18 protein-coding genes are annotated in these 23291 nt (G+C 69.7%); 10 read left to right on the top strand and 8 right to left on the bottom strand.

Translation table 11 applies throughout. The features are described from left to right. Positions 1-25 precede the first annotated feature (25 nt). Both Taqua_RS02100 and Taqua_RS02095 read left to right on the top strand, forming a co-directional pair. Complete coding sequence (locus tag Taqua_RS02100) at positions 26-1633, top strand: inorganic phosphate transporter (RefSeq protein ID WP_144324382.1); 1608 nt, start codon at positions 26-28, stop codon at positions 1631-1633. A gap of 146 nt (positions 1634-1779) precedes the next feature. Next, positions 1780-3147 (top strand): DEAD/DEAH box helicase, encoded by a 1368-nt coding sequence (locus Taqua_RS02095; RefSeq protein ID WP_144324381.1) that lies wholly within the window; start codon positions 1780-1782, stop codon positions 3145-3147. On the opposite strand, the gene Taqua_RS02090 is transcribed toward Taqua_RS02095, so the two are convergent. Next, positions 3116-4093, bottom strand: coding sequence for a GMP reductase (locus Taqua_RS02090; RefSeq protein ID WP_144324380.1), 978 nt, complete (start codon positions 4091-4093; stop codon positions 3116-3118). The two genes, Taqua_RS02095 and Taqua_RS02090, sit on opposite strands and share 32 nt — an antisense overlap. A 107-nt stretch (positions 4094-4200) precedes the next feature. On the opposite strand from Taqua_RS02090, the gene Taqua_RS02085 reads away from it, so the two are divergent. The 3 genes from Taqua_RS02085 to Taqua_RS02075 all read left to right on the top strand — a co-directional run bounded on the left by Taqua_RS02085 (position 4201) and on the right by Taqua_RS02075 (position 8417). After that, positions 4201-5115, top strand: coding sequence for a motility protein A (locus Taqua_RS02085; protein WP_144324379.1), 915 nt, complete (start codon positions 4201-4203; stop codon positions 5113-5115). A gap of 6 nt (positions 5116-5121) precedes the next feature. Further along, complete coding sequence (locus Taqua_RS02080; protein WP_144324378.1) at positions 5122-6003, top strand: OmpA/MotB family protein; 882 nt, start codon at positions 5122-5124, stop codon at positions 6001-6003. Between the two features lie 65 nt (positions 6004-6068). Continuing rightward, positions 6069-8417, top strand: a complete 2349-nt coding sequence (locus Taqua_RS02075) for a UvrD-helicase domain-containing protein (protein ID WP_144324377.1) — start codon at positions 6069-6071, stop codon at positions 8415-8417. 28 nt (positions 8418-8445) lie between these two features. Here Taqua_RS02075 and Taqua_RS02070 read toward each other — a convergent pair whose 3' ends face one another. The 3 genes from Taqua_RS02070 to Taqua_RS02060 are packed head-to-tail and all read right to left on the bottom strand — an operon-like array spanning position 8446 to position 10500. After that, positions 8446-9216 (bottom strand): BPSS1780 family membrane protein, encoded by a 771-nt coding sequence (locus Taqua_RS02070; RefSeq protein WP_144324376.1) that lies wholly within the window; start codon positions 9214-9216, stop codon positions 8446-8448. Beyond that, the gene (locus Taqua_RS02065; RefSeq protein ID WP_144324375.1) at positions 9213-10172 is read right to left on the bottom strand and encodes a homoserine kinase; all 960 of its coding nucleotides are present in this window, start codon (positions 10170-10172) and stop codon (positions 9213-9215) included. Before Taqua_RS02065 ends, Taqua_RS02070 begins: the two co-directional genes overlap by 4 nt. A gap of 4 nt (positions 10173-10176) precedes the next feature. After that, the gene (locus tag Taqua_RS02060) at positions 10177-10500 is read right to left on the bottom strand and encodes a hypothetical protein (RefSeq protein WP_144324374.1); all 324 of its coding nucleotides are present in this window, start codon (positions 10498-10500) and stop codon (positions 10177-10179) included. A gap of 51 nt (positions 10501-10551) precedes the next feature. Between Taqua_RS02060 and polA the strand changes: the two genes are divergently transcribed. Further along, positions 10552-13326 carry a DNA polymerase I gene (gene polA / locus Taqua_RS02055; protein ID WP_144324373.1) on the top strand — a complete coding sequence of 925 codons (2775 nt, stop codon included), beginning with the start codon at positions 10552-10554 and terminating at the stop codon, positions 13324-13326. Positions 13327-14077: 751 nt separating this feature from the next. Here polA and Taqua_RS13685 read toward each other — a convergent pair. Then, complete coding sequence (locus tag Taqua_RS13685; protein WP_144324372.1) at positions 14078-15658, bottom strand: methyl-accepting chemotaxis protein; 1581 nt, start codon at positions 15656-15658, stop codon at positions 14078-14080. 188 nt (positions 15659-15846) lie between these two features. Between Taqua_RS13685 and Taqua_RS02045 the strand changes: the two genes are divergently transcribed. Beyond that, the gene (locus tag Taqua_RS02045; RefSeq protein ID WP_144324371.1) at positions 15847-16761 is read left to right on the top strand and encodes a dienelactone hydrolase family protein; all 915 of its coding nucleotides are present in this window, start codon (positions 15847-15849) and stop codon (positions 16759-16761) included. A 10-nt stretch (positions 16762-16771) separates the two neighbouring features. Here Taqua_RS02045 and Taqua_RS02040 read toward each other — a convergent pair whose 3' ends face one another. The 3 genes from Taqua_RS02040 to Taqua_RS02030 form a co-directional block, all read right to left on the bottom strand. Beyond that, a complete protein-coding gene (locus Taqua_RS02040) occupies positions 16772-17656 on the bottom strand; it encodes a sulfurtransferase (protein WP_144324370.1) in 885 nt (294 codons plus the stop codon). After that, positions 17653-18531 (bottom strand): DMT family transporter, encoded by an 879-nt coding sequence (locus tag Taqua_RS02035; protein WP_144324369.1) that lies wholly within the window; start codon positions 18529-18531, stop codon positions 17653-17655. Before Taqua_RS02035 ends, Taqua_RS02040 begins: the two co-directional genes overlap by 4 nt. Positions 18532-18621: 90 nt before the next feature. Next, entirely contained in the window at positions 18622-19788 is a 1167-nt protein-coding gene (locus Taqua_RS02030; protein WP_144324368.1) for an aromatic ring-hydroxylating oxygenase subunit alpha, read from the bottom strand. A 284-nt stretch (positions 19789-20072) separates the two neighbouring features. Between Taqua_RS02030 and xseB the strand changes: the two genes are divergently transcribed. The 3 genes from xseB to dxs are packed head-to-tail and all read left to right on the top strand — an operon-like array spanning position 20073 to position 23194. Then, positions 20073-20336, top strand: coding sequence for an exodeoxyribonuclease VII small subunit (gene xseB / locus Taqua_RS02025; protein WP_144324367.1), 264 nt, complete (start codon positions 20073-20075; stop codon positions 20334-20336). Further along, entirely contained in the window at positions 20333-21253 is a 921-nt protein-coding gene (locus Taqua_RS02020; protein ID WP_185969534.1) for a polyprenyl synthetase family protein, read from the top strand. Before xseB ends, Taqua_RS02020 begins: the two co-directional genes overlap by 4 nt. A 33-nt stretch (positions 21254-21286) precedes the next feature. After that, a complete protein-coding gene (dxs, locus tag Taqua_RS02015) occupies positions 21287-23194 on the top strand; it encodes a 1-deoxy-D-xylulose-5-phosphate synthase (protein WP_144324366.1) in 1908 nt (635 codons plus the stop codon). Positions 23195-23291 lie beyond the last annotated feature (97 nt).

The following is a 23291-nucleotide window of genomic DNA, read 5'->3' as shown; positions in this document are numbered from 1 at the left end:
TTTTTTGACAAACGCGTGACGTGTCATGACACCCATTTTGACCCCCGTGACCCGCTCCGGGCGGGAGCATTTGGAACAATCGCTGCGCTTGGCGGCGGCGGTGGCGGCGCTGGTGGCCGCCGGGCTCGTGGCTGCCCTGATGGTGCGCGGCACACCTGGCCTCAGCCCCCAGGCGCTGTGGTTTTTGGTCATTGCCGCCGCCGTGGGCGGCTACATGGCCATGAACATCGGGGCCAACGATGTGGCCAACAACATGGGGGCGCCCGTCGGGGCTGGCGCCATCAGCCTGGGCGGTGCGGTCATGCTGGCGGCGTTGTTCGAGGCGCTGGGCGCCATCATCGCCGGCGCTGAGGTGGTGGGCACCATCAAGGGCGGCATCATCGATATGAAGGCCTTTGCCCAGGCCGAACGCTTCACCTGGCTGATGCTGGCAGCGCTGCTGGCTGGCGCCCTGTGGCTGAACCTGGCCACGGTTCTGGGCGCGCCGGTGTCGACCACGCACTCGATCATCGGCGCGGTGGCCGGCGCCGGCATTGCGGCGGGGGGCTGGGGCATCGTCAACTGGGGCACGATCGGCTCCATCGTGGCCAGCTGGGTGGTGTCCCCGCTGTTTGGCGGGGCGGTGGCGGCCGGGGTGCTGTACGTCAGCAAGCGCCTTATCACGTACCAGGCTGACATGGGTGCGGCGGCCGCGCGGCGTGTGCCGCTGCTGATCGCCGCGATGGCATGGACCAGCGCGACGTACCTGCTGCTCAAGGGCCTCAACAACGTGATGAAGATCTCGTTTGGGCAGGCGCTGTTGGCGGGCCTGGCGGTGGCGGTGGTGGTGTTTGCCGCGCTGCGCGGCCCGGTGGCGCGGCTGGCGGCGCAACTGCCCAGCAGCAAAGACGGGGTCAACCAACTGTTCACCTGGCCGCTGGTGTTTGCCGCGGCGCTATTGAGCTTTGCGCATGGCGCCAACGACGTGGCCAACGCCATTGGTCCGCTGGCGGCCATTTACGAGGCCGTGCTCAGCGGGGTGGTGGTGGCCAAGGCGGCCACGCCGATGTGGATCATGGTGCTGGGGGCGCTGGGCCTGTCGATCGGGTTGGCGCTGTACGGCGGCAAGTTGATCATCACGGTGGGCAAAGAAATCACCGAGCTCGACCGCATGCGTGCGTACGCCATCGCGATGGCGGCCACGATCACCGTCATCATCGCCTCGCAGCTGGGCATGCCCGTGTCGACGACGCACGTATCGATCGGTGCGGTGTTCGGCGTCGGGTTTTTGCGCGAGCTGCTCAAGGTCAACTACGCCAAGATGGAAGCGGTGGTGCGCGCCGCCCACCAGGGCGAAGACCGCGAGATCGTCGAAGCCTACCTGCAGCGCTTCGAAGCGGCGCCGGTGCACGAGAAAAAGCGCATGCTGGCCGAGATGAAAAAGCGCGCCAAGGAGATGGAGCGTCGGGGCGAGCTGGCGCCGGGCTGGTTCAGCAAGAAAGAGCGCAAGGCGTTCAAAAAAGCTTACAAGCAAGAAGTCGTCAAGCGCTCGGTGGTGATGCGCATCATCGCGGCCTGGATCGTCACGGTGCCGGCCACGGCCGTGCTGGCGGCGGTGTGTTTCCGCGTGGTGGAGTGGCTGCTGACTGCCTGAAGCGGTTTCGTGGCATAATGCGCGCAGCCGACCACGTTGGTGTGGTCGGCTTTTTCGTTGCATCTGCTGCTGGCGTGCCTGGTTGAGTTGGGTTTGCGTGGGGTGGTCGATGTGATGTTGCCCACCCTCCCAACGGAGTCATCAGGATGACCAGCCTAGCCCTCCAGGCGGCCGCCGTGCGCGCGTCTGCCGACACTTCCTTTGCCACGTTTGACCAACTCGGGCTGCACCCGGCGCTGTTGCGCGCCGTGGCCGACCTGGGTTTTGCCACCCCAACCGCCGTGCAGCAGGCTGCCATCCCTGCGGCGTTGCCCGACGCGACCGGCGCTGCAGCCGACCTGATGGTGTCGAGCCAGACCGGCAGCGGTAAGACCGCCGCCTACCTGCTGCCGCTGCTGCACGCGTTGCTGCAGGCTAGCGTCGACGCCGCCCCGCGCAGCGCACCTCGCCGCGGTGCCCGTTGGCAGCCGGCCCGCCCGCGGGTGCTGGTGCTGTGCCCGACGCGTGAACTGGCGCAACAGGTCAGCGCCGACGCCATCGACCTGCTGCGCCACGCCCGTGCCTTGCGCGTGGCCACGGTGGTGGGCGGCTTGCCGTACCAGCAGCAGTTGCAGCGCCTGCAGGGCGCCGACGTGCTGGTGGCCACGCCCGGCCGCTTGCTCGACCTGCAGCGCGGTGGACACGTGGAGCTCGACGCCGTGCAGCACCTGGTGCTGGACGAGGCCGACCGCATGCTCGACCTGGGCTTTGCCGACGACCTGGCGGCGATCCACGCGCTGACGCAGTCGCGCGGCCAGACGCTGATGTTTTCGGCCACGTTCGCGCCGCGCGTGCAGCAACTGGCTGCGGGCATCATGCGCGAGCCGCGCCAGCTGACGTTGGCCACGCCACAGCAACGCCATCAGCACATCGAGCAGCGCCTGCACTGGTGCGACGATGCCGGCCACAAGCGCCGTTTGCTGCAGCACTGGCTGCGCGACGGCGAGCTGCAGCAGGCCATCGTGTTTGCCAGCACCCAGGTGGAATGCGACGCCTTGGCCGACGAGCTGCAACAAGCGGGCTTTGCTGCCGTTGCCCTGCACGGCGCGATGCCGCAAGGGGTGCGCCAACGCCGCCTGCAAGCGCTGCGTGAGGGGCGTGTGCAGATCCTGGTGGCCACCGACGTGGCCGCGCGTGGCATCGACGTGCCCACCATCACGCACGTCTTCAACTACGGCTTGCCGATGAAGGCCGAGGACTACGTGCACCGTATCGGCCGCACCGGTCGCGCCGGGCGCAGCGGCATCGCGGTCACGATGGCCGAACCGCGCGATCGGCGCCGCATCGCGGCCATCGAGGCGCTGCGCCGCGAACCGATCCCCGAGCACACCATCGCTGGCCTGGAGCCGCGCCTGCGCCCGCAGGCGCACCGTGGCACAGGCGCCGGCCGTGGCCGTGGCCGCCCCGGCGCTGGTGGTTGGCGCAGCGAGGGCGCCCGGCGGGCTACATCAACAGGTGCTCGCCGGCGTTATTGACGCCCAGGATCACGTAGTTGACGCGGCGGATGTCCATCAGCTGCGTGCCGCCGGCGTAGCTGATCGAGCTTTGCAGGTCTTCGCGCATCTCGCGCAGCGTGTCGGCCAGCTTGCCCTTGATCGGCTCCAGGATGCGCTTGCCTTCGACGTGGCGGTACTCGCCCTTGTTGAAGTCGCTGGCCGAGCCGTAGTACTCTTTGTACAGCCGCCCGTCGACCTCGACGGTTTGGCCGGGGGACTCCTCGTGGCCGGCCAGCAGCGAGCCGATCATCACCATCGTAGCGCCAAAGCGAATGCTTTTGGCGATGTCGCCGTGCTCGCGGATGCCACCGTCGGCAATGATCGGCTTGGTGGCCACGCGCGCGCACCACTTCAGCGCGCTCAATTGCCAGCCGCCGGTGCCAAAGCCGGTCTTCAGCCGCGTGATGCAGACCTTGCCCGGCCCGATGCCGACCTTGGTGGCGTCGGCGCCCCAGTTTTCCAGGTCGATGACCGCCTCGGGCGTGCCAACGTTGCCGGCGATGACAAAGCTGCCCGGCAGCTTCTCTTTCAGGTGCGCGATCATGCGCTGCACGCTGTCGGCATGGCCGTGAGCGATGTCGATCGTGATGTACTGCGGCGCCAGCCCTTCGGCCACGAGCCGGGCCACGGTGTCGTAGTCGCCTGCCTTGACGCCCAGCGAGATCGAGGCGTACAGCCCCTGCGCGTGCATGCGCCGCACGAACGCCACGTTGTCGACGTCGAAGCGGTGCATCACGTAAAAGTACCCGTTGGCGGCTAGCCACTCGGCGATCGGCTCGCTGATGACGGTTTTCATGTTGGCCGGCACCACCGGCAGCACGAAGCGGCGCGGCCCGAACTGCACGCTGGTGTCGCACTGGGAGCGGCTTTCCACGCGGCACTTGCGCGGCAGCAACAGGATGTTGTCGTAATCGAAGATTTCCATGACAGGCACAAAAAAACCGGGCGCTGCCCAACGCAGGCCCGGTGTCTGATTCTAGTCCAGCGGTGCTAGGATGGGGGCTGTCCGTGGCTGCCGTCGATCGCTTACCCATGAACCCGTCCACCCTCATCGGCATGATCGCCAGCGTCGTGTTGCTGGCGGTGCTGATTCTGTTCGCCGCCGACGATCCGTGGCTGTTCATCGACCTGCCCAGCATCGGCATCGTGCTCGTGGGCACGATGGCGGCCACGTTCCTGTCGTACCCGATGAAGGAAGTGTTGCGCGTGTTCGGGCTGATCCGCATCGTCATGCGCAACGAGCGGCTGTACACGCAAAAGGACATCGAGGAGCTGGTGGACATCTCGCGCCTGTGGATGCGCGACGACCCGGTGGCGGTGGAGCGGGCGCTGCCGCGGGTGACCAACCCCTTTTTGCGCACCGGCGTGCAGTTGGTCATCGACCGCATCCCCGAGGAGGATATTCTGGACCTGCTGCAGTGGCGCATTTCGCGCATGAAGGCCAAGGAGGCGGCCGAAGCGCAGTTGTTTCGCGTCATGGCCAGCTACGCCCCCGCGTTTGGCATGATCGGTACCCTGGTCGGGCTGATCAACCTGATGGACGTGGTGGCCAGCGGCGACCTGGTGGTGATCGGGCGCCACCTGGCCGTGGCGCTGATGACGACGTTTTATGGCATTTTGCTTGCCAACCTGGTGTTCAAGCCCGTGGCGGTCAAGCTGGAGCGGCGCACCGAGCAGCGCATCGTGCTGATGAACATGGTGCTGCAGGGCATCTCGATGATGTGCGCCAAGCGCAGCCCCTCGCTGATGCGCGAAACGCTCAACTCGTTCGTCGCCCACGTGGACGATGAAATCTACGACTCGAGCGGTGCCCGGGGTGGCGGTGGGGCTGCGGGGAGCCAACGTGCGGCGCCACGGCGGGCACGCCCCGTGGCGCCGGGCGGCCCGGCGGCTAGCCCCAAAGGCGCGGCCGGTGGTGCCATACCCCCCCCACCGCCGCAGGGGTGATGAACGATGGCGCTGGCATCCAACCCCAACAACGGCGCGCTGCCCGGCCGCAACGGTGCTGCTGCGGCCACGCCCGGCGGCGCGCCGGTGCGCACCAGCCCGCTGCAGCGTGGCCGCTACCAGCGCTGGCACGCCGAGCCCGACCCGCCACAGGAGGAGGAAACGTGGCTGATCACCTACCTGGACGTGATGACGCTGCTGCTGGTCATGCTGGTGGTGATGCTGGCGTTTTCCGAGCCGATTTCGCGCAAGCCCCCGCTGGGCCGCCCGCAGGCGCAGGGGCAGGCCGCGCCCGCCGTGGGTCAGCCGTTGCCTGGTGGTGGGGGCAGCATCGTGCCGCCGGTGGGCCTGCCAGCTCCTTCGCCGGGGCCGGGTGAGCAGCCGGTCGAGCGCCGCGCCGAGCAGGCCGCGCCGGTGCCGGGGGCGGCCTCGGCACCCTCGGTCTCGCCGGAGCCCCTGGCGCTGCCCGCGGACGAGGAGGTGCAGCTGCTGCGCCGCGAGGACGGGTTGATCTTTCGCATCCCGTCGGAGGTGCTGTTTGCCGTCAGCGAGGCCGAGCTGACGCCGGCCGGGCGCGCCGTCATCGACCGCCTGCTGCCGACGATCAACCGTCTGCCGGACTACACCATCGTCGTCGAGGGACACACCGACAACGTGCCGATCCAGACGGTTCGCTTCCCCTCCAACTGGGAGCTGTCGGCCGCGCGCGCCGGCAGCGTCGTGCGTCACTTGGAGGCGCGCGGCATCAACCCGACGCGGCTGCGTGCCACCGGCTACGCCGACACGCGTCCCATCGCGCCGAACGACACACCCGCCAACCGGGCGCAGAACCGGCGCGTCGAAATCACGCTGGAGCCGCCGTTGCGGCCCGCGGCGCCGGCGCGTTGAACCACCGCGCCCCCCGGCAGTTGGGCCGGGCGGTGCTGTGCTGTGCTGTGCCTACAATGCCGCCCATGCATGACGCTTCGGCTTGGGCGAGCGAGGACCGTCCACCCACCCCCGCACTCGATGCCAGCCACCCGTTGTTGGCAGGTCTCAACCCGCAGCAGCTGCGCGCCGTGACGCTGCCGCCGGTGCACGCGCTGGTGCTGGCCGGCGCTGGCTCCGGCAAGACGCGCGTGTTGACGCACCGCATCGCCTGGTTGCTGGCCACCGGGCAAGTCAGCCCCGGCGGGGTGCTGGCGGTGACGTTCACCAACAAAGCCGCGCGCGAAATGTTGGCGCGCCTGGGGGCGTTGCTGCCGCTGAACCCGCGTGGCCTGTGGATCGGCACGTTCCACGGGCTGTGCCACCGGCTGCTGCGGGCGCACGCCCAGCGCGCTGGCCTGCCGCCCACGTTCCAAATCCTGGACGTACAAGACCAGCTCAGCGCCATCAAACGCCTGCTCAAAGGCCTGGGCATCGACGAGGAGCGCGTCGCGCCCAAGGCGTTGCAGGGGTTGATCAACAACGCCAAGGAAGAGGGCCAGCGACCGCAACATCTGGCGGCACGCGACCCCGACACGCGCCTCAAGATCGAGCTGTACCAGCGCTATGAGGAGCAGTGCCAGCGCGAGGGTGTGGTGGACTTTGGCGAGCTGATGTTGCGCAGCTACGAGCTGCTGCGCGACCACGCCGAGCTGCGCCAGCACTACCAGCGGCGCTTTCGCCACATCCTGGTGGATGAGTTCCAGGACACCAACCGCTTGCAGTACGCATGGCTCAAGCTGCTGGCGGGGCAAACGGACGACGCGGGCCGCTTCGTGCCGGGCGACAACGCCGTGATGGCCGTCGGCGACGACGACCAAAGCATTTACGCTTTCCGCGGCGCGCGCGTGGGCAACATGGCCGACTTCGTGCGCGAGTTCGGCATCGATGTCCCGATCCGCCTGGAGCTGAACTACCGCAGCGTCGGCCACATCCTGCACGCGGCCAACCACCTGATCGACCACAACCGCCAGCGCCTGGGCAAAAACCTGCGCACCGAACGCGGCGACGGCGAACCGCTGCGCGTGGTCGAGCTGCCCAGCGACTTCGATGAAGCGCAGTGGGTGGTGGATGAAATCCGCCAGTTGCGGCGCGACGGTGTGCCTGCGCGCGAAATCGCCGTGCTGTACCGCAGTAACGCGCAAAGCCGTGCGCTGGAGGGTGCCTTGTTCCAGGCCGGGGTGCCGTACCGTGTCTGGGGCGGGCTGCGCTTTTTCGAGCGCGCCGAAATCAAGCACGCGCTGGCCTACCTGCGCTTGTTGGACAACCCGCGCGACGACACGAGTTTTTTGCGCGTGGTCAATGTGCCGCCGCGCGGTATCGGGGCGCGCACGGTGGAACAGCTGCAGCAGGCTGCGCGTGAAGCCGGCTGCGCGCTGGCCGACGCCGTCACGCTGGTCGGTGGGCGCGGCGGCGCCGCGCTGGGGGCCTTCGTGGCGCGGCTGGAGGTGATGCGCGAGCGCTGCGCCGACATGCCGCTGGGCGACATCGTGCGCACCGTGCTGCACGACAGCGGCTTGCTGGAGCACTACCGTGCCGAGCGCGAGGGCGCCGAGCGGGTGGAAAACCTGCAAGAGCTGGTGGCCGCGGCGCACAGCTTTGTGCAACAGGAGGGGTTTGGGCACGGCACGCAGGACGCCGCCGCCGATGCGGCCGGCGAGACCCTCAGCCCGCTGGCAGCGTTCCTTACCCATGCCGCGCTGGAGGCGGGCGACCACCAGGCCAACGCCGGGCAGGACGCGGTGCAGCTGATGACGGTGCACGCCGCCAAGGGGCTGGAGTTCGACGCCGTCTTCATCACCGGGCTGGAAGAGGGCTTGTTCCCGCACGAAAACAGCCTGGCCACCCACGATGGGCTGGAGGAAGAACGCCGCCTGATGTACGTGGCGATCACGCGCGCGCGCCAGCGCCTGTACCTGACGTGGGCGCAAACCCGCATGCTGCACGGCAGCACGCGCTACCACATCCCGAGCCGCTTTCTGGATGAATTGCCGCCCGCGAGCCTGCACTGGCTCAGCCCGCCGCGCGCCCGCGGCGCGGGCTCAGGGTGGGGCGGAGCGCAGCCGGCGTGGGGGCGCAGCGCCCTGGGGGAGGAGACGCGCCCCGCTGGCATGGCCGGGTTGCCCGCGGCCGCGCCACGCCGCGATGCGTCCGTGGTCAGCGCCAGCGGCGCCCCGATCCGGGTCGGCATGACGGTGTTTCACACCAAGTTCGGCGAAGGCGATGTGCTGGCCATCGAAGGCCAGGGCAGCGACGCGCGGGCGCACGTCCAGTTCCGCCGCCACGGCCCCAAGTGGCTGGCACTGGCGGTGGCCAAGCTCACGCCGGTGGAGTGACGCACCCGACGGCCACCACGGGCGCGCCTCATGCGGGCGGTGTGCCGTCGTCGTTGACGAAGCTGTCGCGGAACGTGTAGTACAGCGAGGTGAAAAACGCCGCGCTCAGCAGCGCCGCCACCGGGAACAGCAGGGCCTGGATCACGGCCACGCCGCCCAGCAGGCTGCTCACCAGCACCAGCAGCAGCGCCACAGCAAAGAAAATTGCGGTCCAACCCAGCATGAACACGGTCAGCGCCCCCTTGTTGGTCCAGCACGCCACCAGGCTGAAAAACAGCGCCTTGATGGGGTGCACCCCATGCCAGTGCACCAGCGCCGGGGCATGCCAAAACAGCAGGCCCAGCGGCAGGTACAGCACCGCCTGCCAGGCCAGGTTGCGCAGCAGCACCGGGTCGTCCAACGCGGTGGCGCCGTCGGCGCTGGCCATACTGCCACTGCCGCCGGCCAGCACCGACGACAGTGCGATGACCGCCAGCGAGCCCAGCGCGTACAACGCCCCCAGCAGCAGCATGGCGCGGGCGCGCTCGCGTCCGGCGGCAAACGCGCTGGCCAGCACCGTGGGCATCGGGAAGTGGCCGCGGTCGGCCTGCTGGGTGGCGGCCATGATGCCTAGCGTGGCCGCCGGCAGCAGCGCCAACGCCAGCGGCGCGCCCAGCAGTGGCACCAACGCCAGCACACTGACCAGCAGGATGAACATAAAAAACAGCCCGCCCATGGCCAGCGGCTGGCGCATGAAGGTGCGCAGCCCCAGACGTACCCACTGCCAACCGACGCGCGCCGGCACCCGCTGCAGTTTCATGCCGCGACCTCCTGCCGGCGCGCGCGCAGCACGCGCTCAAAATGCGTCGGATCGTGCGGCTTGAGCACACTGGCCTGCCGCGGCAGGTACCAGTCCCACAGCCGCGAAATCCAAAACCGCAGCGCTGCTGCCCGGCGCAGCGCCGGCAACAGCGCGGTCTCGTCCGCCTGCAGCGGCCGCACCGACTCGTACGCTTGCAGCAGGGCCGCCACGCGCTCAGGGTCGTCGTGGCCGCTGGCCAGGTCGATGCACCAGTCGTTGAGCGCCACCCCCAGGTCGAACAGCCAGGTGTCGCAGCCGGCGAAGTAAAAGTCGAACACGCCGCTGAGGCGACCGTCTTCGAACATCACGTTGTCGCGGAACAGGTCGGCATGCACCGGACCGGCCGGCAGGCGACGGTAGGCGTCGGTGCCAGCCAGCGCGTTTTGATACGCCAGCTCGTCGCGCAGCAGCTCGGCCTGTTCGGGTTGCAGATAAGGCAGCACCACCGGCACGGTTTCGTTCCACCACGCCAGGCCACGCAGGTTAGGCTGCTGGCGCGGGTAGTCGCGCGCGGCCAGGTGCATGCGCGCCAGCATCGCGCCCACCTGCGCGCAGTGCTGCGGGCCGGGGTCCAGCACGCTGGCGCCGCGCAGCCGGTTGACCACCGCCGCCGGTTTGCCGCGCACCGTGTGCAGGATGGCGCCGTCGCCGTCGGCTTGCGGGTCGGGCACCGGGATGCCCTTGGCCGCCAGGTGCTGCATCAGGTACAGGTAAAACGGCAGCTGCGCGTGCGTCAGGCGCTCGAACAGCGTCAGCACCCACTCGTGCCGGGTGCCGTCGCGCAGCGTGCTGACGAAGTAGTTGGTGTTTTCGATGCCGCCGGCGCAGCCCGCCATGGCGACGAGCTGGCCCAGCCCCAGCCGCTGCATCAGCGCCGCGGCCTCGTCGCGGCTGACTTCGGTGAACACCGCCATGGCGTCAAAAGGCCAGCACGCGCCACTGCCGCTGGCCGGCGCCGGAGCGGCGGTCGTCCTGCCCGGGATCGATCGGGCGCACCTCGTAGCCCGGCAGCGCGGAGCGGGTCTGGACCTCGATGCTGCGCGTGCGCCCACCGACGCGCAGCTCCTCGATGTGGCTCAGGCCGTCGTGGTGCACGATGCGCTCGACCTTGGGCTCAGGCGCGGCGGGGCGGGGCGTGTGGCCCTCGGGCGCGCTTTGGGCATGGGCCGCATGGGCCACCAGCGCCGCTGCGCCGATGGCAGCGAGGCGCACCAACAAAAAGGGGCGGGCAGGGCTGGACATGACCCCCCGATTGTAGGCAAAGCCAAGCGCGCGCCCGGTTACCATTGCGCGATGACCCACGCCGACAATGCCCCGCTGCTGGTGCTGGTGGACGGCTCCAGTTACCTGTACCGCGCGTTTCACGCCATGCCCGATTTGCGTGCGGCGCCGGGCGACCCCAACAGCGCACCCACCGGTGCCATCCGCGGCATGCTCAACATGCTGCAGGCGTTGCACAAAAGCTATCCCACCGAACACCTGGCGGTGGTGTTCGACGCCCCCGGGCCGACGTTTCGCGAGCAGCTTTACCCCGAGTACAAGGCCCATCGAGCCCCGATGCCCGACGCGCTGCGGGCGCAGATCGAACCGATCCTGGAGCTGGTGGCGCTGCAGGGCTGGCCGGTGCTGCGCGTGCCCGGCATCGAGGCCGACGACGTCATCGGTACGCTGGCGCGCACGGCGGCCGAGCAGGGCTGGCGCGTCATCATCTCCAGCGGCGACAAAGACCTGGCCCAGTTGGTGGACGAGCGCATCACCATCGTCGATACGATGAGCGGCAAGGTGCGCGACGTGGCCGGCGTGCAGGCCGAGTTCGGCGTGCACCCGCAGCAGATGCTGGACTACCAAACGCTGGTCGGTGACGCGGTCGACAACGTGCCCGGCGTCGACAAGGTTGGCCCCAAAACCGCAGCGAAGTGGCTGCAGGCCTACGGGTCGTTGCAGGGCATCGTGCAGCACGCTGACGCCATCCCAGGGGCGGCCGGGGCCAACCTGCGCCGGGCGCTGCCGTGGCTGCCGACCGCGCGCGAGCTGCTGCGCATCCGCACCGACTGCGATTTGGGCGACCACGTGCCCGGCTTGCCGAGCCTGGAGGCGCTGCGCCGCCGCCCGGTGGACCTGGAGGCGCTGCGTGCGTTTTACGAGCGCTACGGTTTTCGCAGCCTGGCGCGCGCGCTGCAGCCCGGTGCCGCCAGCGGGGACGTGCCGCCGCGCGGTGACACCGGGGCGGCGCAAGGGGAACTGCTGCCGGCGCCGTCGGACGCGCCGCTGCGCTGCACGACGATCACCGACCGCGCCACGCTGCAGGCGTGGCTGCAGCGGCTGCGCGCCGCGGCGCTGGTGGCGCTGGACACCGAGACCACGTCATTGGACGAGCAGCGTGCGCGGCTGGTGGGGATTTCGCTGGCGGTGGCGCCGGGCGAGGCCGCCTACATCCCACTGGCGCACGAAGGCCCCGAGGCACCCGTCCAACTGCCGCTGGAGGAGGTGTTGGCGACGCTGCGCCCCTGGCTGGAGGACGCGGCCGCGCCCAAGCTCGGCCAGCACGTCAAGTACGACCTGCACGTGCTGGCCAACCATGGCGTGCAGGTGCGTGGCTACGTGCATGACACGCTGCTGCAGAGCTACGTGCTGGAGGTGCACAAGCCGCACAACCTCGACAGCCTGGCCGAACGCCACCTGGGGCGCAAGGGCTTGAGCTACGAGGACGTGTGCGGCAAGGGCGCGCACCAGATCCCTTTTGCCCAGGTGCCGCTGGCGCGCGCCGCGCAGTACGCCTGCGAAGACGCCGAGATGTGCCTGGCCGTGCACCAGGTGCTGTGGCCGCGGCTGCAGGCGCAGCCGGCCCTGCAGCGCATTTACGAGCTGGAAATCGACGTCACCCACGTGCTGCAACGCATGGAGCGCCACGGGGTGTTGATCGACGCCGACGAGCTGCGCCGTCAAAGCCAGGCGCTGGGCGAGCGCATCGCCCAGCTCGAAGCCGAGGCCCACCGCCTTGCCGGGCAGCCGTTCAACCTTGGCTCGCCCAAGCAGATTGGCGACATTTTTTTTGGCAAGCTGGGGCTGCCGGTGGTCAAAAAAACCGCCACCGGCGCGCCCAGCACCGACGAGGAGGTGCTGGAAAAGCTGGCGGAAGACTACCCCTTGCCGGCCATCGTGTTGCAGCACCGCAGCCTGTCCAAGCTGAAAAGCACCTACACCGACAAGCTGCCCTCGATGGTCAACCCCGCCACCGGGCGCGTACACACCCACTACGCGCAGGCGGTGGCGGTGACCGGACGGCTGGCCAGCAACGACCCCAACCTGCAAAACATCCCCATCCGCACGCCTGAGGGACGGCGCATCCGCGCCGCGTTCGTCGCGCCGCCAGGGTGGTGGATCGCCAGCGCCGACTACTCGCAGATCGAGCTGCGCATCATGGCGCACCTGAGCGAGGATGAGGCGCTGCTGCGTGCCTTCGCGCAAGGGCTCGACGTGCACCGTGCCACCGCGGCCGAAGTGTTCGGCGTGGCGCCCGAGCTCGTCACGCCCGAGCAGCGCCGCTACGCCAAGACGATCAACTTCGGCCTCATCTACGGCATGAGCGCCTACGGGCTGGCCAAAGCGCTGGGCATCGACCCCACGGCGGCCAAGAACTACATCGAGCGCTACTTCGAGCGCTTTGCCGGCGTGCGCGCTTACATGGAACGCACGCGCCAGCAGGCCAAAGCGCAAGGGTACGTGGAAACGGTGTTCGGGCGGCGCCTGTACCTGCCCGAAATCAACTCGCCCAACGGCCCGCGACGCAGCGCGGCGGAGCGCGCCGCCATCAACGCGCCGATGCAGGGTACGGCCGCCGACCTCATCAAGATGAGCATGGTGGTGGTGCAGCGCGCGCTGGATGCGGCCGGCGTGCGCACGCGCATGATCCTGCAGGTGCACGACGAGCTGGTGTTCGAATGCCCGGTCGACGAGGTGGATTGGGTGCGCACCGAGGTGCCGCGCCTGATGGCCGCCGTGGCCACGCTGCGCGTGCCACTGGTGGTCGAGGTGGGGGTCGGCCCCAACTGGGAGCAGGCGCACTGAGCGCGGCGCCGCCGGGGGGGCGCCCGCCGCTCAACGTTCGGTGGCCAGCCCCAGGGCGAGGGCCTGGGCGGCGTCCAGCCGCGGCGGCGCGCGGCAGTCGGCCTCCACGACGCGCCGGTGCAACGCCACCGCGGTGGGGTCGGGCAACATGGCCCCGAGGTAGCGGGCCAGGGTCAGTTGCTGGGCGCGGCTCGGTTCCCCGCCACACGGACCGCGGGCGAAATCCGGGTCTGGCGGCAGGGGGGGTAAGCACCACCGTGGCGCCGGTTTCGACGCGCCGCGGCTGCCCACCCGCCAGCACCAGCCAGCAAGGCGTCGTGCAGACGGTGGCGGCGGGCACGGCGGTGCCCCAGCCGCGGTTGCGCAGCATGGCCCCGGCGGTGACGGCGTCGTTGAGCGCACCGTCCAGTCTGTGCAGCCAGGCGCGCCGTTGGTGGCAAGCGCGGGCGGCATCGCTGTCCAGCGCTTGCCGCAGACGCTGCAGCGCGCCCGCGTGCAGGGCGCCTTGCCAGCGCAGCGAGCACACCGCGCCGTCGCGCGTCAGCGTCACACGCCCGCCGTCGTAGGGCAGCTCCAACGCCGTGGGGGGCGGTACCGGTGCCGACGGCATGGGCCTGGGGGGGCGCCCCGCAACCGACCAGGCCAGCGGCCAGCGCGGCCACGGCCAGCGCCCGCCGTTGCGCGTCCCCCACCACCGACGACGGGGCGGCGGTTGCCCCGCCATGTCGCCGTCCCACGGTCGCTGTACCGCTCACAGCCGGAACCGCGCCACGCGCTGCCGCAGTTGCTGCGCTTGGTCACGCAGCGCGGCCGCCGCGGCCGACGCCTGCTCCACCAGCGCCGCGTTTTGCTGCGTGACGCCGTCCATCGTTGCCACGGCCTGGTTGATCTGGGCCAGGCCCTCGGCCTGCTCGGCGGAGGAGGTGGCGATCTGGCGCATCAGCTCGGTCACGCGCTCGATGCTTTGCACGATTTCGCCCATCGTGGCGCCGGCGGCGTCCACCTGCTGCGTGCCGCTGCCGACTTTGTTGACCGATTCTTCGATCAGGGCTTTGATCTCGCGCGCCGCTTCGGCGCTGCGCTGGGCCAGCTGCCGGACCTCGCCAGCGACGACGGCAAAGCCGCGGCCGGCCTCGCCGGCGCGGGCCGCCTCCACCGCAGCGTTGAGCGCCAGGATATTGGTCTGGAAGGCGATCCCATCGATCACGCTGATGATGTTGGCGATGCGCTGCGACGACGTGTGGATGTCGTTCATCGTTTGCACCACTTGCGCCACGACGCTGCCGCCGCGCTCGGCCACCTGCGAGGCCCTCTCGGCCATGTCGTCCGCCGCGCGCGCGTGGTCGGCGTTGAGACGCACGGCACTGTTGAGCTCCTCGGTGGCCGAGGCCGTCTCCTGCAGCGAGCTGGCCTGCTGCTCGGTGCGTTGCGACAGGTCCAGTACCCCACTGGCGACCTGGTTGGCCGCGCTGGCGATGCTGTCGGACGCCTGAACCACGCTGCCGATGAGGTCGCGCAGGTTGATGCGCATGCGCTCCATTTGCTGCAACAGATGCGCGATTTCGTCGCCACCGTCGTCGCGCAGCGGCTGCGACAGGTCGCCGCCCGCGATGGCCGTGGCGCTGGCGTCGGCACGCGCAAAGCCGTGCGACATGCGCCGCTGTGTGGACCACATCAGCAGCGTCAGCGGCAGCGCGCCCAGCACCAGCGCCACCAACACGACGCCCAGCGCGAGCTGGTAGCGGCGCTCGGCCGCGTGCGCCTCGTCCTCGGCACGCTGCAGTTGGTATTGCCGCAGTTCGCGCATGGCGTTTTCGAACGCCAACCCTTCGGTGCGGCCGGCGACCAAAAAGGCCTGCATCACTTCGACCGAAAAGTTCTCCGCGCGAATCGCCTGCAGCACATCGTCGCGCTTGGCCTGCCATGCCTGCCGTGCCGCCAGCACCGCTTCGTACAAACGTTGCTCCTCGGGGTCCATGCGCGGCTTTTGTGCTTCGATCGCCTGAAGGGCCTGGTCCTTGCTTTCGCGCTGCTTGGCGATGGCATCCAGGTGCATCTGCGTGGGGTGGTCGTGCAGCGCGCGGGTTGGGCTGTCCGGCGCGTGCTGGAAGGCCAGCAGGACGTGCAAGCGGTTGTCGTAGTAGTTGCGCAGCAGCGTGACCAGTGCTTCGCTGATCGCCATGCGGTGGGCATGCACCTCGCGCAGGCTGGTCTTGGCCGTGTACAGCCCCCACAGCCCGGCACTGACCACGAGGGCGAGCACGACCAGATAGCCGACGATGACGGCAAAGACCCGCTGGGTCAGGCGCAGACGGTTCAGCAAAGCGTTCATGGATGGGTGAGTCAGGGGGAGGCCGAGCCGGGGGCCGCAAAACCCGCTTTGCACCCGGGTTATCCCCCGTGCGCCGATGCGTGGCGGCCAGACCAGACAATAGCACTGTCAGGATATCGAAGGCCCAGGCGCCGATTCTGACCTGCGTCAAACCCTCGCGCCGCACGTATCGTTTTGGAGGCCATGCCATGCCCGTCACCGACACCCCTGCCGACCACGAACGCGATCTGCGTGCCCTGCTCGACGCCCGTCCCGGCGCGGGTGTGCCACGGCGGGCCGTCCTGCGCGGTGCGCTGGGCGTGGGGTATGCCGCGGCCGCAGCCCCCATCGTCGCGTCGGCTGCCATCAAGACGCCGGCCGACGGGCTGGTGGCCGGTGAGGTGCAGGTGCCGGTGGGTGGCGAGAGCATTCCCGTCTACCGCGCCGCACCCGCCGGGCGCACGGGCCTGCCCGTCGTGCTGGTGCTGTCCGAGATTTTTGGCGTCCACGAGTACATTGCCGACACGGCCCGGCGCTTTGCGCGGGCGGGCTACCTGGCGCTGGCGCCGGAGCTGTTCGTGCGCCAGGGCGACCCCCAGAGCTATGGCGAGATGGCGCGGCTGATCGCCGAGGTCGTCTCCCAGGTGCCCGATGCGCAGGTGGCGCGCGATCTGGATGCCTGTCTGGTGTGGGCGGGCGCCCATGGCGGAGATCTGTCGAAGGCTGCCGTCACCGGGTTTTGCTGGGGCGGGCGCCAGACGTGGCTGTATGCCGCGCACAGCCCGCGCCTGAAGGCCGCCGTGGCCTGGTACGGCCGCCTGGAGGGCGAGCGCACGCCCCTGCAGCCCCAGCATCCGCTCGATCGGGCGGGGGAGCTGAAAGCGCCCGTGCTCGGGCTCTACGGCGGGGCCGACACGGGTATCCCGCTGGCGTCGGTCGAGCGCATGCAGGCCGCCCTGGCGCAGGGCAGTCCGGCGGCGCGGGCCTCCACCTTCGTGGTCTATCCCGATGCGCCGCACGCCTTCCACGCCGACTACCGCCCCAGCTACCGCGAGGGGCCAGCCCAAGACGGCTGGCAGCGCTGCCTGGCATGGCTGCAGCGCCACGGTGTCGGCGCGACGTGAGCGTGCAGGCTCAGACCGACCGCGCGCACGGCAGGCCGGGTGTGGCGCACCATTCGCTCCAGCTGCCGGCCATCAGCGCGGGCGCGGGCAGACCGGCCAGCGCCATCGCCACCACGTGGGGCACGGCGCTGACGCCGCTGCCGCAGTGCACGACGACGCCGTGAGGATCGCGCCCAGCCAACAGCGCTTGCCACTCGGCGCGCAGTTGCGCGGCGCCTTTGTAGCGCCCATCGGGGGCGAAGTTGTCGGTGTAGGGGCGGTTGAGGGCACCGGGGATGTGCCCGGCCACGGGATCCAGCGATTCCACCTCGCCACGGTAGCGTGCGGCGGCGCGCGCATCCACCAAGGTCAGCGTCGGGTCGCCCAGCCGCGCGGCGACGTCGGCCACGCTGCACAGCCGCACCAACGGCTCGCGCAGCGTCCACGGGCCCGTGCTGTCCGCTGGGGTGGCCATGGGGTCGCCACTGGCCACCTCGCCCCCCGCGGCCAGCCACGCCGCCCAACCGCCATCGAGCAGTTGCACGCGCGCGTGGCCGCACCAGCGCAGCATCCACCACAGCCGGCCGCACACCATCCCGCCTTGTCGATCGTACACCACCACCGTGTCGTCGTCGCGCACGCCCCAGGCGCGCAGCCGCTGGGCCAACGCTTCGCGCGACGGCAGCGGGTGGCGACCGCCGCTGGCGCATCGCTCGCCGGGGCGCGCGCTCAGGTCGCGGTCCAAGTGCAGGTAGCGCGCGCCGGGGATGTGCTGCTGCGCATACTGGCGCGCGCCTGCGTCCGGGTCGGCCAGGTCGAAGCTGCAGTCAAACACCTTCGGGGGCTGCGGCCCGCCCAGCGCGCGGCGCAGCGTGGCGGCGTCGATCAGGGGGTGGGGCAGGGCAGGCACAGTCATGCATGTTCCTCGGCGGGCAGGCGTGGCACGGCGCGCTCGCGCAGCAACGTGGCCGCCACGCCGCTGGCCACGATCAACAACATGCCAAGCCAGCCTTGCCAGGGCAGCCGGTCGTCGAACAGCAGCAGGCCGTACAGCGCCGCGAACGCGATGCCGAAGTATTGCAGATTGGCCACCACCAGCGTCGCACCGCTGGCGTAGGCGCGTGTCATGCACAGCTGCCCCAGCATGGCCAGCACGCCGATGGGCAGCAGCCACAGGGCCTGCGGCCACACCCAGGCGCTGGCACCCAGCACCGCCGTGCCGGCCAACCCCAGCACCGCCGCCGCCACCGAAAACCAAAACACCGTACGCGTTTCCGGCTCGCCCGCGCGCGCCAGCGCCGCCACCTGCAGGTACGCCAGCGCCGACGTCAGCCCCGACAGCAAGCCGCTCAAGCCGCCCAGCGCCGCTGCACCCTCGAACGACGGGCGCAGCACCAGCGCCACGCCAGCAAAGCCGACCAGCACCGTGGCCAGCAGCGGGCCTTGTTGCCGCAGCGGTTGGGCCGGGCGTTGCAGCAGCAAGCTGCCTCCGACCAGAAACGCCGCCACCCACACGCTGCTCATGTAGTTCAGCGTCATGGCGGTGGGCAGAGGCAGCGTGGCGATGGCGTAAAACCACGCCAGCAACGACACCGTGCCGACGATGCTGCGCCACAAGTGCATCGCGGGTACGCGGGTGGCCAGCGCGACACCCTGTTGGCGCGCCAGTACCGCCAGCAGAACGACGCCGATCAGGCCACGGTAGCCGACGATTTCAAAGCTGTGAAAGTACGGCGCGGCTTTTTTGATGCACACGCCCATCGTGGCAAACAAAGCCGCGCCCAGCACCATCCACAGGGCCTGGGCAGGGTGGCGTTGCGCCGGCCCGCCAGGGGCCGGCGCCGTGCGCCGCGCCGGAATGCGCGAGGGCCGGCCCAGGCGTCAACCCCCGATCGCGCCTTGCAGCGGCCAGCCCATCTTGGCGCGGTACCACTCGTGGAAGTGCTGCATGCCGTCTTCCATCGGGCTCTGGTACGGCCCCACCTCGCTGGTGCCGCGCTGCAGCAGCGCTTTGCGGCCCGCATCCATGCGCTCGGCGATTTCATCGTCTTCGACGGCTGTTTCCATGTACGCGGCGCGCTGCGCTTCGATGAACTCCGGCTCGAACGCAGCGATTTCTTCCGGGTAGTAAAACTCCACCAGGTTCAGCGTTTTGTCCACCGCGATCGGGTGCAGGGTCGAAACCGTCAGCACGTGCGGGTACCACTCGACCATGATGTGCGGGTAGTAGGTCAGCCACACCGCGCCGTGCTCGGGCAGCTTGCCGTCGCGGTGGCGCAGCAGCACCTCGTGCCAGCGCTGATAGACGGGGCTGCCGGCCTTGGCGGCCAGGTTTTGCACCCCCACCGTCTGCACCGAGTATTCGGTGCCGAATTGCCAGCGCAGGTCGTCGCAGGTGACGAAGTTGCCCAGGCCCGGGTGGAACGGCACGACGTGGTAGTCCTCCAGGTACACCTCGATGAAGGTTTTCCAGTTGTAGTTGCACTCGTGCAGCTCGACATGGCCCAGCACCATGCCGTCGAAGTTGAACGCCTCGCCCACCACCATGCCGGCCAGGTCGGCGGCGATGTCACGCCCGTTGTCTTCGAACAGCAGACCGTTCCATTCGCGCAGTTTCCAACGCTGCAGGTTCAGGCACGGGTCTTGGGCAAAGTGCGGTGCCCCCACCAGCGTGCCGACCTCGGCCATGCCGCGCTGGCCGCCGCTGTAGGTCCAGCGGTGCAACGGGCACACGATATGGCCGCCGGCGTGTGCCTTGCCGTCGCTCAGCAGGTTGCCGCGCCCTTTCAGCATGACCGCCTGGCGGTGGCGGCACACGTTGCTGACCAGTTCGACGCCGTGCTCGGTGCGCACCAGCACCCGACCTTCGCCCTCTTGGGGCAGGGCGAAGTAGTCACCCACGTTGGGCACGGCGTTGGCGTGCCCAACGTAGCGGGGGCCGGACTGAAAGATGGTCTCCAGCTCGCGCTTGAACAGCGCCTCGTCAAAGTACACGGACACCGGCAACTGGCTCTTGGCCTGCTGCATGGAAAGGCTCAAATCGGACATGATGGACCTGACCTCGACGATCCCGCCGCAGCGGGGCTGGGCGCGCCGCCGTGGCGGCACGCGGGGACGATCAAACAACGGTGACGCAGCACCTCCTGGGTTGCAAAGCATTGCCCCCGCTGGCCCGGGGGTAAGGTACCCAAGGCCGCGGGGGCGGTCCGAATTGTACCCGCGGGGTTGCGCGCTGGCAAGGTTCACTACAATGCTAAGTTTGCGCTGCGTCAACCCGCGTGTTCGGCGGGGTGGTCGCAACGCACCCAAGGGACACGACCACACTGCACGCCATGCCGCGCCCAACCCCGACCACGTCAGCGGCCCCCGCCGAGGGCGAGCCGATGCCCGCCACCTACGAAGCCGCCGTGCAGGAGCTCGAAGCCCTGCTGGCGCGGCTGGAGTCGGGTCAGTTACCGCTGGATGAGCTGCTGACCGCGTACCAGCGCGCCAGTGCGTTGCTGGACTTTTGCCGCCAGCGGCTGGAGGCCGTGGAGCAACAAATCCGCGTCATCGACAACGGCCAGGAAAAGCCCTGGAACGGGGGCGGCGCATGACGCAGGCTGAGCTTGCGCTGGACACGTCGGCCTGGATGGGGCGTGCGCAGCAGCGTCTGGAGGCGTTTTTGCACGCCCACCTGCCCGACCGCGACGTGCCGGCCGGTCTGGGCGAGGTGATGCGTTACGCGGTGCTGGACGGTGGCAAGCGGCTGCGCCCGCTGTTGGCGCTGGCGGCGTGGGAGGCGGCTGGTGGCCAGCCCTGGCCCGACGACGACGTGCCGCTGTGGTGGGTGGCCGGCGCGGTCGAGTTGATCCACGCGTATTCGCTGGTGCACGATGACCTGCCGTGCATGGACAACGACGTGCTGCGCCGCGGCAAGCCCACCGTGCATGTGCGCTTCGGGCAGGCACCGGCGTTGCTGGCCGGTGACGCGCTGCAGGCCCTGGCCTTCGAATGGTTGGTGGCGCCGGCCTGGGCCCAACGCGCCCCGCGGCAGGCGGTGGCGCTGGCGCGCGAGCTGGCGTTGGCCGCCGGCTGCCATGGCATGGCGGGGGGGCAGGCGATCGACCTGGCGGCGGTGGGGCAGCGGCTGAACCAAGCGGCGTTGGAAGAGATGCACCGGCGCAAAACCGGCGCGCTGCTGCTGGCCAGTGTGCGCATGGGCGCGCTGGCGGCCGGCGCCGACGCGGTCACGCTGCAGGCGCTGGACGTGTATGGCCGTGCGCTGGGCCTGGCGTTTCAGGTGATGGACGACGTTCTGGACAGCACTGCTGACACCGCCACGCTGGGCAAAACCGCCGGCAAAGACGCCGCCGCCGGCAAGCCGACCTTCGTCTCGCTGCTGGGCGTGGCCGGGGCGCGCGGCTACGCCGACGGCTTGCTTGGGCAGGCATTGCAGGCACTGCAAGCGTTGCGCGCCGACACCACGCGGCTGGCCGACCTGGCGCGCTGGGTGGTGCAGCGGCACCACTGAACCCTGGCCCACCATCGGTAGGAGATGGTCACGATGACGGGATTGCTGACTTCCATTGACAGCCCGGCCGACCTGCGCCGCCTGCCACGCGCGCAGCTGCGTGCGCTGGCCGACGAGCTGCGCGAGTTCCTCGTGCAAAGCGTGGCGCGCACCGGGGGGCACTTCAGCTCCAACCTGGGCACGGTGGAGCTCACGATCGCGGTGCACTACGTGTTTGACACCCCGCACGACCGCCTGGTATGGGACGTGGGGCACCAAACCTACGCGCACAAGGTGCTGACCGGCCGGCGTGAGCGCATGGCCACGCTGCGCCAGCTCGGGGGGCTGAGCGGCTTTCCGGTGCGCAGCGAAAGCGAATACGATGCCTTTGGCACGGCGCATTCCTCCACCAGCATTTCGGCGGCGCTGGGCATGGCGGTGGCCGCGCACGCCAAGGGTGAGCGGCGCCGCTGCATCGCCATCATCGGCGATGGTGCGATGACGGCGGGCATGGCCTTCGAAGCGCTCAACAACGCCGGTGTGACCAAGCTGCCGCTGCTGGTCATCCTCAACGACAACGACATGTCGATCAGCCCGCCGGTGGGGGCGCTCAACCGCTATCTGGCCCAGCTGATGAGCGGTCGCTTCTATGCCGCAGCCAAGCAGGTCGGCAAGCAGGTGCTCAGCGTCGCGCCGCCGCTGCTGGAGCTGGCGCGCCGCTTCGAGGAGCACGCCAAGGGCATGGTCGTGCCGGCGACCTTGTTCGAAAAATTCGGCTTCAACTACATCGGGCCGATCGACGGGCACGACCTGGAGGCGCTGATCCCGACGCTGGACAACATCCGCCGCCTGCTGGACGACGGCGCCGGCCCGCAGTTCCTGCACGTGGTCACGAAAAAGGGGCAGGGCTACAAACTCGCCGAGGCCGACCCCGTCACCTACCACGGGCCCGGCAGGTTCGATCCGAAGGTGGGCATCGTGCCGCCGGCGCAGCCGCCCAAGCCGACCTTTTCGCAGGTGTTCGGGCGCTGGCTGTGCGACATGGCCGCGCGCGACAAGCGGCTGGTGGGCATCACCCCGGCGATGCGCGAGGGCTCGGGCATGGTGGAATTTCACGAGCGCTTCCCCGACCGTTACCACGACGTGGGCATTGCCGAGCAGCACGCGGTCACGTTCGCCGCCGGGCTGGCGTGCGAAGGGCTCAAGCCGGTGGTGGCGATCTACTCCACCTTCTTGCAGCGCGCCTACGACCAGGCGATTCACGATGTGGCGCTGCAAAACCTGCCGGTCATCTTCGCGCTGGACCGAGCCGGCATCGTCGGTGCCGACGGGCCCACGCACTGCGGTGCGTACGACATCGCCTACCTGCGCTGTGTGCCCAACGTCGCCATCGCCTGCCCAGCGGATGAGGCCGAGTGCTACCAGCTGCTGACCACCGCTTACCAGCAAAACCACCCGGTGGCGGTGCGCTACCCGCGCGGTGCCGGTGTTGGGGTGGCGCTGCCGCCGGAGCCGATTGCGCTGCCGTACGGGCAAGGTGAAGTGCGCCGGCAAGGGCGTGGGGTGGCCATCCTGGCCTTTGGCACGCTGCTGTACCCGGCGCTGCAGGCGGCCGAAGCGCTGGACGCCACGGTGGCCAACATGCGCTGGGCCAAGCCGTTGGACCGTGCGCTGGTGCTGCAACTGGCCGCCGACCATGACGCGCTGGTGACGTTGGAAGAAGGCAGCATCGCCGGCGGCGCGGGCTCGGCGGTGCTGGAGCTGCTGGCCGCCGAGGGGCTGGTCAAACCGGTGCTGCAGCTGGGGCTGCCGGACCGCTTCATCGAGCACGGTGACCCGGCGGTGCTGCTGGCGCGGCTGGGGCTGGACGCCGCGGGCATCGAGCGCAGCGTGCGCGAGCGCTTCGGTGCCTGGGTGGCCCAGCGCCCTGCGCTGCAAGTGGTGCGGTCAGTCGCGACCTGATGCCGGTCGCGCGCCGCGCCGCTGTTGAACGAGGTTGCGGGTGGCGTGAAAACATTTCAAAGCGCCTCCGCCAACGTGTCGCCCTAGGGTAAATCCG

Origin of the sequence: Tepidimonas aquatica, from assembly GCF_007556585.1 — a bacterium.
In the GTDB taxonomy this organism is placed as follows: Bacteria; Pseudomonadota; Gammaproteobacteria; order Burkholderiales; family Burkholderiaceae_C; genus Tepidimonas; species Tepidimonas aquatica.
Note: the sequence above shows the minus strand (reverse complement) of the source record. Positions and strands in the feature narration are given on the sequence as shown.